The sequence below is a fragment of the Deferrisoma camini S3R1 genome (assembly GCF_000526155.1).
In the GTDB taxonomy this organism is placed as follows: domain Bacteria; phylum Desulfobacterota; class Deferrisomatia; order Deferrisomatales; family Deferrisomataceae; genus Deferrisoma; species Deferrisoma camini.
In genome coordinates this window covers 1,862,431-1,874,350 of sequence record NZ_JAFN01000001.1, presented here as the reverse complement: position 1 = coordinate 1,874,350, position 11,920 = coordinate 1,862,431, and the positions used below count along the sequence as shown (strand labels likewise).

General features: G+C 70.1%; 8 protein-coding genes. 3 read left to right on the top strand and 5 right to left on the bottom strand.

What is annotated here, in order from left to right:
- Positions 1-26 precede the first annotated feature (26 nt).
- From DEFCA_RS20535 to DEFCA_RS0108235, 5 genes are all read right to left on the bottom strand, one after another.
- A complete protein-coding gene (locus DEFCA_RS20535) occupies positions 27-3,284 on the bottom strand; it encodes a chitobiase/beta-hexosaminidase C-terminal domain-containing protein (RefSeq protein WP_025322554.1) in 3,258 nt (1,085 codons plus the stop codon).
- A 359-nt stretch (positions 3,285-3,643) separates the two neighbouring features.
- Positions 3,644-4,069, bottom strand: a complete 426-nt coding sequence (locus DEFCA_RS0108250; RefSeq protein WP_025322553.1) for a pyridoxamine 5'-phosphate oxidase family protein — start codon at positions 4,067-4,069, stop codon at positions 3,644-3,646.
- A gap of 5 nt (positions 4,070-4,074) precedes the next feature.
- A complete protein-coding gene (locus tag DEFCA_RS0108245) occupies positions 4,075-6,378 on the bottom strand; it encodes a xanthine dehydrogenase family protein molybdopterin-binding subunit (RefSeq protein WP_025322552.1) in 2,304 nt (767 codons plus the stop codon).
- Positions 6,371-6,856 (bottom strand): (2Fe-2S)-binding protein, encoded by a 486-nt coding sequence (locus tag DEFCA_RS0108240; RefSeq protein WP_025322551.1) that lies wholly within the window; start codon positions 6,854-6,856, stop codon positions 6,371-6,373. Before DEFCA_RS0108240 ends, DEFCA_RS0108245 begins: the two co-directional genes overlap by 8 nt.
- 4 nt (positions 6,857-6,860) lie before the next feature.
- Positions 6,861-7,745 (bottom strand): FAD binding domain-containing protein, encoded by an 885-nt coding sequence (locus tag DEFCA_RS0108235; RefSeq protein WP_051463212.1) that lies wholly within the window; start codon positions 7,743-7,745, stop codon positions 6,861-6,863.
- Between the two features lie 319 nt (positions 7,746-8,064).
- Here DEFCA_RS0108235 and DEFCA_RS0108230 point away from each other — a divergent pair, with 319 nt between their 5' ends.
- The 3 genes from DEFCA_RS0108230 to DEFCA_RS0108220 all read left to right on the top strand — a co-directional run bounded on the left by DEFCA_RS0108230 (position 8,065) and on the right by DEFCA_RS0108220 (position 11,716).
- Positions 8,065-9,438: a class II fumarate hydratase gene (locus DEFCA_RS0108230; RefSeq protein ID WP_025322549.1), complete on the top strand. Its 1,374-nt coding sequence runs from the start codon at positions 8,065-8,067 to the stop codon at positions 9,436-9,438.
- A gap of 176 nt (positions 9,439-9,614) precedes the next feature.
- A complete protein-coding gene (locus DEFCA_RS19300) occupies positions 9,615-11,195 on the top strand; it encodes a hypothetical protein (protein ID WP_169709509.1) in 1,581 nt (526 codons plus the stop codon).
- Positions 11,192-11,716, top strand: a complete 525-nt coding sequence (locus DEFCA_RS0108220) for a hypothetical protein (RefSeq protein ID WP_025322547.1) — start codon at positions 11,192-11,194, stop codon at positions 11,714-11,716. The genes DEFCA_RS19300 and DEFCA_RS0108220 overlap by 4 nt, the downstream gene beginning before the upstream one ends.
- The last annotated feature ends 204 nt before the right edge of the window (positions 11,717-11,920 follow it).

Genomic DNA, 11,920 nt, shown 5'->3' with positions numbered 1-11,920 from the left:
CCGGCTCGTGACCGGGAAGAAGGGGGTCAGTCGTCGTCGGTGATGGTCAACACGTGCTGGGTGGGCTCGCCCAGACTCCCTTGATCGGGCGTCCCCAGGGAGATCTCCACGGTCTCGTCCCCTTCGACGGCCGTGTCGTTGTGGATCGTCACCGTGATGGTGGCCGAGGTCTGGCCCGCCGGGATCGTCACGCTTCCCGTCGGGTCCAAGGAGTAATCCTGGTCGCTGCCCTCCGTGGCCGTGCCTCCGACCGTGAACGGCACCGTGATGTCCAGCGGCCAGTAGAAGTCGAGGCTCACCCCGACCGACGCCGTTCCGTCCGCCTCGCCCACCGACTGTTCCGCCGAGTCGAACGTTACCGTGGGCGTGTCGCCGCACCCCGCACCCGTGTCTAGGTAGGGCCGAGGTTCGGCGTCCGTGATCTCGTTGACCTCGGTGATCGCGCCCGTGTCCCCATCCAGGTCGAACACGTGCCAGTACGTGCCGCTTCCGGTGTCCGGGGCGGTGAACGTTGCGATCCGGCCGGACGAGTCGAAGACCTCGACCTGGGCCCCGGAGCCCGCCAGGTCCGGGCTTCCGCTGAAGTTGTGCACGTAATACACGTACTGTCCGCCCGAGACCTTTTGGGAGATCGTGATGGTCTCCGGGCCGAACGAGTCCGTGTCGTCCACGTCGAGCCCGGAGAACGGACAGCCGTCTGTGGTTCCCTCGCGGTTGTAGTACACGTGGTAAGGTTGAGTGGGCGGGAGCCAGAGGTGGGAGTCCAGGTCGTTGGGCAACTCACCCCACGTCAACACGATCTGGACCTGGCCGGCCGTGAGAAGGGGGGTCAGGGAGAAGTGCTGCTGGGTGTCCTGGCCGGCCGTAACGGTTACCCCCTCCTGCGACGTGCGCAAGAACCCGGGAGCGCTGACCTCCAGGGTGTAGGTTCCGCCGGGCAGCTCCGGGATGGTGTACCTCCCCTCGGCGTCCGTGGTGGCGTTGTCGAGTTCCTGGCCGTCTTGCACGGCGCTCACGACGGCTCCTTCCAGGGCGGCGCCGGTGCTGGCGTGGGTCACCGTGCCCGAGACGCTGCCGCCCGCTGCCACGGAGAAGGAGACCGGGTCGGACTCGGTCTGGGGGATGCCGAAATGGGGGCTGTAGAAGGCGGTGACCTGATAGTCCCCGGAGCGGATGAGGTTGTACCGGCGTTCGCCCGACTCGGGGTCGCGGACGAGCCAGGTCTCCACGTCCAGGGTCTGGCCGGGCTGGATTGTCGTGAAGTCGTTCTCATAGTCGATGATCCGCTTGGCCCGGGCCCCCCGGAACGCCACCCGCTCCGTCTCCCCCTCCCGGACGATCTCGAACCACAGCGGGTACCCTTCGAGCTGGTTGAGGGTCAGTACCTTTACGGCGCTCGCGGACACGTTCTCGTAGGTCACCGTGGCTAGGATGTTGTCGCCGAGCTCATAGCTCGTGTCGTCCAGCGTCAGGGTCATGCGGATCGGCGACTCGCCCTCCTCCTCGGCCGTCTGAGCCACTAGAGGGACCCTTCGGTTTGCAGCGGAGGCCGCAGGCCAGTTGTCCTTCTTCAGCCACCGGTCGCGCACCGTGTCGGACAAGGCGTTCCCGTCCACGGAGAGCCCGTCCGGGCCGCCTGCCACGATTCCCCCGAACAGGTCCCGCTCGAGCTGGTTCCCTGCTTCTCCCCCCGGCTCTGCGTTCTTCCAGTTGCCGTTTTCGTGCTTCACGTCCCACTTCCAGTGGGCGGTCTCGTGCACGAGCGTGACGGCCATCAGCAGGGTTGTGTTCTTCTTCTGCTTCTCGGTCGCCCCCTCCTTGCAGCCGTCCCACATCGTATTGTCGAAGTAGAGCTGATCGTCCTGGTCGCCGTTCTCGTTGCCCTTGAACTCTCCGTACGCGCCCTTGAGGTTCGTGCTCTTGAGCTCAGGGCCCTTTCCGTCGGCCAGCTCCACGTCCAGGTCGCCGTCCGCCTTGTTGAACTGCTTGTACGTATCGTGTCCCTTCTGGGATCTGACAACGGCTTTGGCGAGCTGCATCGCCTCGTAGAGGCAGTCCACGTTTCTTTTGGAGCGGTCCAAGCGGGACAACGTCCAGGGACCGATGTAGGCGTAATCCACGTTCATCCACGAAAAGTGGGTCGTGGTGAACACGGCGTACACGTCTTGGTCGTACGATCCGTCCAGGATCTCGCTCTGGGCATCCTCCGGAAGAACCGTTCCGTCCGCCGCTTCCAGCCAGCCGGGCGTGTCTCCTTGCTCCCACATCTGGGAGTCCTCGTCGTAAAAGTACATGGGGAGCTCGATCCGGTCCGTGCCAGAGGTGATGTCCTCCAGGTCTGCCCACTGGGTCTTGGGGATCTTGGCCCGGATCGTCACCGCGTCGCTCAGGTTGCTCACCGGGTTGCCGTCCGCGTCGAGAGCCTCCACCCACAAGTAGGCGCTCGAGTTCAGCGGCACCTGGCCCAGTTCCGCAAACTCGCCGGGGAACGCCTGTTCTCCAGGGGTGTCCCCGGACTGGTCCCCCGGGTCGAAGGTGGTGGCGAACAGACGGTCGATCTCGCTCGGGAGCCCCGAGAACTCCACGGTCCCGTCTGGGGTGGTGGCGGTTGTGCCGCTCCGGGCTGTTTCCCGACCCTCGGGGTTCGGGATCGCGATCGGTGACAGCGTCACCCCGCCAGCCGACGCCACCTCCTGCCATCTGGCCGACTCGATAGCGGGTGCACCTGCCGGCTGGTGGGTGACCCGGACCAGGACATGGATGGGGAGCTGGTTCGAGGTGACCGTGACTTGGTAGTTGCCCTGCGCGTTCGTGGACACGGACTGGGTCCCGAACACCCGCAGGGCCACCCGAGAGCGGCCCTGCCGTCGTCGCTCCAGAGCTTTTTTCTTCGCATCGGGCCGGGTGTAGTCCCCAGCCTCCCAGAACGTACGCTTCGCGGCTCGAACCGCCCGTCGAGCGGCCTCGTCCGAAAGGCTCACGGTGACGGTAGCCCCCTCCACGGGGGTCACGCCGTCGTCGAACAGGATCTGCCCGGACACCGTCACCGGAATCTCGAAGGCATACTGCTCGGTCGTCACCGCGCTCTCGTTTCCCGCGTCGTCCACCGCGAAGAACCGCAACGTGGTGTCTCCGCTCACGGCGAGGGGATCTTGGTACGTTTCCGAGGATGTCGTGGGGGTGGATCCGTCCGTGGTGTAGTAAATGGTCGCCGATTCGTCTGCCGAGAGGGTCACGGAAACCGGTTCGGTGTAGGTGTCCCCCCCGGGGACCGCCGTGACCACGGGTGGGTTGGTATCTCCGGTTTGGGGCGTCTCCGTGCCGCCTCCCCCTCCCCCGCCGCAAGCCGGGGTCAGGAGGAGCAACAACAGCAAGAGGGAAAGCCACGACCATGGGAGCCTTCCGGGCCGGTTCACTGGGGGGGGTATGCGCGGGTTCATTCGATTCCCTCCTGTGGGGGGGTGGCGGTGTCCTTTCCGGCTGGGCAAAATGGAAATAGTAGATAGAAGAAGTCTGGAAATGCCGTAGGAGGTGACGCTACAAGAAAAAAAGGAGGTGTCAAGAAATGTTGGGCAGGGCTGTGGGGGGTGGGGCGCGGCGGAAGCGAAGCGGCCGCCGCCCTCTCGGGCGGCGGCCGCTTCGGTCAGGTCAGCGGATCCTTGCTCCCCGGGCCCCAGTCGATCAGGGGCCGGGTCGACTCGATGTCGAAGAACACGGCGTACCTGACCCGGGCAGCGGCCCGGTCGCCGGCCGCCTTGCGGATGCGGTCCTTCACGGCCTCCAGGTTCGGCCCCTCCTTCTCCAGGGTGCGCACCTTGAGGTAGATCCGGACTCCCTGGGTCTCCACGGGGTTGTCGGCCGGGAGCACGCTGAGGAACACGGCCCGGGAGGTCTCGAGCAGGTTCTGGGCGGTGCGGGTCTCGCCCAGGCCCATCACCAGGGTGTGGTCGTCGGGCATGTAGGGCGATCCGAACACCGCGGCGTTGGGCTCGCCGGCCCGGTTCGTGGTGGCCATCACCCCCACCCGTCGGGGGTCGTTGACGAGTTCGCGGACCTTGGCGGCGTCCATGGCGCTCAACTCCTTTCGGCTTTCCGGCGCTCCAGGGCCTCGAGCACCTTCTCGGGGGTCACGGGCATCTCGGTGAACCGCACGCCGATGGCGTCGTAGATGGCGTTCAGGATGGCCGGAATCACCGGCTGGATCGGCCCCTCGCCCGACTCCTTGGCCCCGAACGGGCTGTCCGGGTCGTAGCTGTCCACGATGTGGGTCCGGATGGCCGGCAGGTCCGCGGCCGTGGGCACCTTGTAGTCGTGGAGGTTGGGGTTGAGCAGCCGGCCGTCCTCGGCCACCCGGACCTGCTCGAACAGGGCCTGGCCCATGCCCATCACGATCGAGCCCTCCACCTGGCCCTCGACGCTCTGGGGGTTGATGGCCTGGCCGCAGTCCCCGGCCTCCCAGTAGTTGACCACCCGGATCTCGCCGGTCTCGGTGTCCACCTCCACCTCGGCCACCTGGGCCGTGAACCCGTAGGTGGGGCTGTGGCCGATGTTGGCGCCCTTGAACTTGCCGGTGCGCCGGGGCGGGGTGAACTCGCCCGAGGCCACCAGGGGCCCGTTGGCGTCGATGTAGCGCTCCACCGCCTCCCAGAACCCCATGCGCTTCTTGTGGGGCTCGAACACGGAGTAGATCTCGCCGTCGGCCACGGCGAGCTGCTGGGCCCGGCAGCCCAGCTGCACCGCGGCCACCGAGAAGATCTTCTCCAGCACCCGGTCGCAGGCCTGGCACACGGCCGTGCCCGCGGCCACGGTGACCCGGCTGGCGAAGCTGCCCAGGTCGAACGGGGCCAGGGTGGTGTCGCCGCTGACCACGTGGATCTGGTCGAACGGCAGCCCCAGCTTCTCGGCCGCCATCATGCCGAGCACCATGTCCGAGCCCTGGCCGATGTCGGTGGCCCCGCAGTACACGGTGACCCCGGCCTCGGTGTCCACCCGCACGGTGGCGGTGGAGTGGGGCTTATAGGACATGTACAGGGTGTAGGCGGTGCCCGAGATGTAGTAGCCGCCGGCCAGGCCCACCCCCCGGCCGAACGGGAGCTTGCGGTGCTTCTCCAGGTAGCCGGAGTTCTCCACCACCTTGTCGATGCACTGCTTGTACTCGCTGTGGCGCACGTACACCCCGCTCACGGTCTCGTGGGTCCGGTCGATCGCGTTCTTCTTCTTGATCTCGTAGGGGCTCATCCCCAGGTCGATCGCGATCTGATCGAGCAGGCTCTCCATGGCGAACCGGGGCTGCACCCCCCCCAGGCCCCGCATGGCCCCGCAGGTGGGCTTGTTGGTGTACACCCGGCGGCCCCGGAACCGCACGTTTTCCACCTTGTAGGGCAGGTGGAGCATGGCCGCGGTGTAAAACAGAATCACCACGCCCCAGCCGCCGTAGGCCCCCCCGTCCATGGTGCCGTCGTACTCCAGGGCCTGGATGACCCCCTCCCGGTCCACCCCGATCTTCATCCGGATCTCGATGGGGTGGCGGCCCCGGTGCTGCAGGAACACCTCCTTGCGGGAGTAGGTGAGCTTCACGGGCCGGCCGGCCTTGCGGGCCAGCAAGGCCGCGATCAGCTCGTTGTTGGACACCTCGCCCTTGCCCCCGAACCCGCCGCCCACCTTCGGCACCTTCACGTGGATCTTCTGCATCGGCATCTCCAGAACCTTGGAGAGCGTCCGGTGCAGGTAGTGGGGCACCTGGGTGCCCGACCAGATCGTGAGCTCGCCGTTGGTGTCGAACTTGGCCACGGCCGAGTGGGGCTCGAGAAAGGCGTGGTTCACGTAGCTGGTGCGGAAGGTCTTCTCCAGCACGTAGTGGCTCTCGGCGAACGCCCGGTCCACGTCGCCGAACTCCTGCTCGGCCTGGTAGGCGATGTTCGCGGGGAAGGGGCTCTCCTCGTGGATCTTCACCGCGTCCGGAGCCATGGCCTCCTTCGGGTCGGTGTAGACCGGCAGGGGCTCGTACTCCACCTCGATCAGGTCCAAGGCCTTCTCGGCGGTGTCGGGGTCCACGGCCGCCACGGCCGCCACCGGCTCGCCGTGGTAGCGCACCTTCTTGTAGGCCAGGGCGTACTCGGTGGGCATCTGGGGCACGATGCCGTAGGGGATGGGGGCCTCCTCGCCCACCACCACGGCCTTCACCCCGGGGAGGGCCTCGGCCTGGGAGGTGTCGATCCGCAGGATCCGGGCGTGGCCCACGTCAGCCCGCTTCACCCGGGCGTGGAGCATCAGCGGCAGGCGGATGTCGTCGGCGTACAGGGCCTCGCCCCGGGCCTTCAGGGGCGCGTCCTTGCGGGTGACCGAGGTGCCGACCACGCGGAAGGTTTTCTCAGCCATGGGTCTCCTCCTGGGCCAGCAGTTCGGCGGCGTGGCCGATGGCCTCCACGATCTTCACGTACCCCGTGCACCGGCACAGGTTCCCGGCGATGCCCCGCTTGATCTCCTCCTCCGTGGGGTTGGGGATCCGGTCCAGGAGCGCCTTGGCCGACAGGATCATGCCCGGCGTGCAGAACCCGCACTGGATCGCGCCCTTGTCCACGAACGCCTGCTGCACCGGGTGGAGCTCGGGGCCCGAGGAGAGCCCCTCGATCGTGGTGATCTCGCGGCCCTGAACGGACACGGCCAGGGTCAGGCACGACAGCACGGGCTTGCCGTCCACCAGCACGGTGCAGGCGCCGCAGTCGCCGATGCCGCACCCCTTCTTGGTGCCCGTCAGGCCGATCTGATCTCGGATCACGTCCACCAGGAAGTCGGTGGGGTTCACCAGAAGCTCGTAGGGCTCGCCGTTGACCGTGAGCGTGATGGGCTGTTTCACGGCTCTACCCCTCCTTTCCTTGGATCTGGTCCCAGGCGGCCCGCAGGGCCCGCCGCGTGAGCACGTCCACCATGCGCTTGCGGTAGGCCGCCGACGCCCGGATGTCGTCGATGGGATTGGCCTCGTCGGCAGCCAGGCGGCCCGCGTCGGCGAAGAACGCGTCGTCCACCGGCCGGCCGGCGAGGGCCTGCTCGGCCGCCACCGCCCGGTAGGGGGTCGGGCCCACCGCGCCCATGGCGATTCGCACCGCCTTGGCCGAGCCGTCGTCGGCCAGCTCCAGGTAGCAGGCCACGTTGACCATGTCGATCTCCATGGCCCGTCGCAGGCCCCGGAACCGGTACGCCACGGCCGCCCGGGGGGGCAGGGGCGGAAGCCGGAACGCCTTGAGGTACTCTCCGGTCTGGAGCGCGGTCTTCCGGTAGGCCAGGAAGAACTCCGAGATCGGCAGGGTCCTCTCGGCTCCTTCCCGGCCCAGGGTGAGCCGGGCGTCGTGGGCCAGGAGCACCGGCGGGGTCTCGGCCGAGGGGCTGGCGTGGCACACGTTCCCGGCCATGGTCGCCATGTGCCGCACCTGGCTCGACCCCAGCTGGGCCGCGGCAAAGGCCAGTGCTGGGGCGTGCTCCCGGACCAGGGGGCTCGTCTCGATGGCGGCCACCCGGGTGCCCGCGCCGATGGACAGCCCCTCTTCGGGGTCCCAGCGGATCCAATCGAGCTCGGTCACGGCGTTCACGTCCACCAGGACCCGGGGGGAGAGCACCTTCTCCTTCACGAGCACCATCAGGTCGGTGCCCCCGGCCAGGATCCTGGCGTCGTCGCCGTGGCGCGCCAGGGCCTGCTCGAACTCCCGGAGGTTCGTGGGGCGTTCGTACACGAACGGTTCGATGTGCATGGGCGTTCTCCTTGCGAAGGGCGAACCGGTCCCGGTTCCGGCGCGGGACCGCGCGGTGAGTCTAGCAAGATCCAGACCGTTTTCAACCGCTCGTTTGGCCGCAGGCGACCGCCCGGCCGGCGGTGAAACCTGACCCATCGCCCGGGGCGGGCGGTGAAAATTTGGCTGGCGATCCGGGCGGCTTTGGGTAGGTTAGAGTCCGAGCGGGCCGAAGGCCCAGGATTTTCGGCCTCTTGGCCTCCTAGCTTTCCAGCTTTTGAGCTTTCCAGCCTTCAAGCGGGCCGAAGGCCCAACTCCAGCCTTCCAGCAGGAGGTTCCGATGCCGGACCGGATCGAGCACGACACAATGGGCGAGGTGCGGGTTCCTCAGGACGCCCCGTGGGGGGCCCAGACCCAGCGGGCCCTCGAGAACGGGATCCCGGTGGGCCGGGTTCCCTGGGCTGTGATCGAGGCCCTCGTGCGGATCAAGCGGGCCGCGGCCCGGGTGAACCGGGAGCTCGGGCTGATTCCGGCGGAGGTGGCCGATGCCGTCGTGGAGGCGGCCGAGGGGGTGCTGGCCCGCCGGGACGAGGGGGCGTTCCCCTTGAGCCCGTTCCAGACCGGGTCCGGCACCTCCACCAATATGAACGTGAACGAGGTGCTGGCCCGCCGGGCGTCGGCCCGGTTGGGCGGCCGGCCGGTCCACCCCAACGACCACGTGAACCGGTGCCAGTCGTCCAACGACGTGTTTCCCACCGCCATCCACGTGGCGGCCCTCGGCGGGGTGGAGCAGGGCCTCCTGCCGGCCGCCGGGGAGCTGGCCCGGGCCCTGGGGGCCAAGGCCCGGGCGCTGCGCACGGTGGTGAAGCTGGGCCGGACCCACCTCATGGACGCCCTGCCGGTGACCCTGGGCCAGGAGTTCGGCGGGTACGCCCGCCAGGTCCGGTCGGCCGCGGCCCGGATCCGGGCCGCGGCCAAGGGGCTGGCGGAGGTGCCGTTGGGCGGCACGGCGGTGGGCACGGGGGTGAACGCCCACCCCGAGTTCGCGCCGCGGGTGCTGCGCCTCTTGTCGGCGGAGACCGGTCTCGACCTGCGGCGCGCTCGGGACCCGTTCGAGGCCCAGGGGGCGAGGGACGCCTGTGTGGCCGTGAGCGGGGCGCTGCGGGGGCTGGCCGTGGCCCTGACCAAGGTCGCGAACGATCTTCGGTGGATGGCCTCGGGCCCCCGGGGCGGGTTGGGGGAGATCCGGCTCCCGGCGCTCCAGCCGGGCTCGTCCATCATGCCGGGCAAGGTGAACCCGGTGGTGCCCGAGGCGGTGATCCAGGCCGCGGCCCAGGTGCTGGGCAACGACCTGGCCGTGGCCCAGGGGGGCATGGGCGGGGCGTTCGAGCTGAACCTCATGATGCCCCTGATCGCCCGGAACCTGCTGGAGTCGATCTCCCTCCTGGCGGAGGCGTGCCGACTGCTGGCCCGGCGGTGCGTGGTCGGGATCGAGGCGGACCGGGACCGGTGCCGGGCCCTGGCCGAGGCGAGCCCGGCCCTGGTGACCCCCCTGGCCGAGGTGGTGGGGTACGAGGCCGCGGCCCGGGTGGTCCACGAGGCCCTGGCCCGGGGGGTGTCGCTGGCCCGCGCCGCGGCAGACCTGGGGCTGGGGGACGAAGGGGAGCTGCGCCGGCTGCTGGACCCGGAGCGGTTGGCCCGGCCCCGACGTTGACAGGCGCCCGCGCGGGCCGGTGTAATGGCTGGTTCTTCTGGAAAGTTCGGAGGGGAGAGGTGCGGAAGTTATCAGCCAGGCGGCCAAGCTGGCGTTTTGGTGCGACACCCCGAAAACCGGCTGCGAACCGGGGCCGTCGGGCTGCGGCGTTGGGGGCGGCGTGTCTGTGGGCGACCGTGCTCCTGGCGGTCGTGGCCTGGGCGGGGCCGTCCCAGGACCGGGGCTGGTTGAACCTGGCCTGGGACGCCCACGAGGCGGGGCTGTTCGAGGAGGCCCTGTCGTACCTGGCCGAGATCGGCCCGGGCTCGGAGCTCGGGGCAGAGGCCGTGTGGTTGCGGGCCGAGTGCCTGTACGACCTGGGGCGGTTCCCGGAGGCGGCCCGGGTGTTGGAGGGGCCGGACGCCGAGGCCGTGGAGGACCGGCAGGCGTTCCTGCGGGACGTGTACTGGGACTGGGCCTGGGCGGAGCTCACGGCCGCCCGGTACGAGGGGGCCGTGGCCGTGGCCGAGCGCATGGCGCGGGCCCTCCCGGACGACCCGTACGCCGAGGTGCTCTCGGGGGCCGCCCGGTTCCGCCGGGACCTGGCCGCGGCCCTCGCCGGAGAACCGTCGGAGGTTCAGGTTCGGTGGATGGCCGCCGGAAAGGCCGCGCCCGGGCCGGACTGGGTCCGGGCCTACCCCTGGGATCCCGCGACCCCCTGGGTCCCGGAGGTCACCTGGGACGAGTGGCTCCCGCGCGACCGCCTGGCGCCGGCGGGGGAAGGAAAGGTGGCGTGGGTCCGGGTGCCTGCGGATCCGTTCCTTCGGGCCCTGGAGAAGGCTTTGGCCGAATCGGGCCTTGAGGTAAGGCCCGAGCAAGGCGGTCTTCGGGCCTCGGCGAGGGGGGAGAGCGTGTTCGTGGACCCCGAGGAGTGGCGGTTCCGGGCGGCGACGGAGGCCCTGGGGCCCTCGGCTGCCGCGTCCCTGGCCGCGGTGGAGGCGGCGGACGACCTGGGGGCCCAGGCGGATCTGGTTGCGTGGGTGCGGGCCCACGCCGGCGGCCTGGAGGTGCGGCGGCAGGGGCACGTGGTCCGGCTGCGCCACCCCGAGACCGGCCGGAGGTTCGACCTGGACCCGGATGCCTGGGCCGGCTGGTTCGCCAGCGATCCGGACGCCTGGGAGGAGTTCTGGACCGATCTGCGGGCGGAGCTGGCCCGGCCGGTCCGGCCGTTCCGGTGCTTCTGCGGCCGGAAGGTGGTGCTTCGCGAGGTTCCCGTGCGGACGCCGGGCGAGGCCCTGGTGTGGGAGCGGGCCGGAGGGGTCCCGGTGGTGGTGGCGGCCCTGTGCCCGGATCACGTCCAGTACCTCACGGCCGGTCTGTTGAAGGAGTGGGGGGTGGGCCTGAAGGAGGTGGCCGAGCGGGTCCGGCGGGACGCCCGGGAGGCGGAGTGGGCCCTGAGCTTCGCCCGGGACGGGGAGGGCGCTGTGCTCCTGGAGGGGGAGGGGGCGGCGGCCCTGGCCCGGCGGCCGGAGCTGCTGCTGGGGGCCCTGGAGGCGGTGGAAGACCAACGGGTCCGCAACCGCGAGGTGCGGGTCGTGGCCCCCACGCCCCGCACCGTGGTGGTGCTGCCCTCGGGGGCGGGGCCCCGGGAGCTGGACCGGGCCGTGCGGTGGGGGCTTCGGTGGGGTGGTTCCGGGGCGGACCGGATCGATCTGCGCACCCGGGTTCGGCTCCCGTCCCGCCCGGAGGGGCGGTTCCGGGTGAGTCCGGCGCCATGAGCGTGCGGCAACGGGTGCTCGCCTGGACCCTCGAGGTGGACCCCGCCGCCACCCGGCGCCTGTACCGGGCGGTGGGGGCCGGGTTCGCCTCCGGCTGCGGGTGTCTGGCCTGCCGCAACTTCGATGCCGCCCGCCCGGCACGGTACGGCCCGGCGTTCCGGAAGCTGCTCGCGTCGCTGGGGGTGGACCCCCGCAAGGAGCGGGAGGTCCGGTGGATCACGCCGCTGGAGGGGGGGCTGCACCTGTATGCGGGTGCCTACCTGTGCGTGGGCGAGATCGTGGCCGGCCGGCCCTACCGGGGGTTCCCGTTCGCGGCCGGGGCCACGGACGTGTTCGAGCGGGTCTCCGAGCGGGTGCATGCGGCCGTGCGGCCGTGGATGGCGCCGGAGGGGGCGTGGGCCGGCCATGCCGTGGTGCGGATCGAGTTCTTGGTGGTCCTCCCTTGGGTGCTGCCCGAGGGCCCCGAGCGGGCCGTGGACCTGGCCTCGACCTCCCACCGGTCCCGGGGCCGCGCCCACTGATTTCTCACCGGAAGGCCGGAAGCTCCGGTAGGCTGCGCGGGGCCTGTTTGCGAAAAAGGAACCTTCACCTTTGGGCGGCTTGGGCGCCCCCCGTCCGCCTAGTGTCATGGTTCGCAAGTTCGTGCATTCTCGAGGGGGTGGGGCTGGGGGCCCCTCCTTCGCTGAACGGCCTCGCAGGGGCCGCCTCGGCGCGGTTCGCTGCGG

Coding starts and splice junctions, on each gene's coding strand:
- DEFCA_RS0108250 (WP_025322553.1), bottom strand. CDS start 4,069: ATGGACGCCGCCAAGGTCCGCGAACTCGTCAACGACCCCCGACGGGTG.
- DEFCA_RS0108230 (WP_025322549.1), top strand. CDS start 8,065: ATGCCGGACCGGATCGAGCACGACACAATGGGCGAGGTGCGGGTTCCT.
- DEFCA_RS0108220 (WP_025322547.1), top strand. CDS start 11,192: ATGAGCGTGCGGCAACGGGTGCTCGCCTGGACCCTCGAGGTGGACCCC.
- DEFCA_RS0108245 (WP_025322552.1), bottom strand. CDS start 6,378: ATGGCTGAGAAAACCTTCCGCGTGGTCGGCACCTCGGTCACCCGCAAG.
- DEFCA_RS0108235 (WP_051463212.1), bottom strand. CDS start 7,745: ATGCACATCGAACCGTTCGTGTACGAACGCCCCACGAACCTCCGGGAG.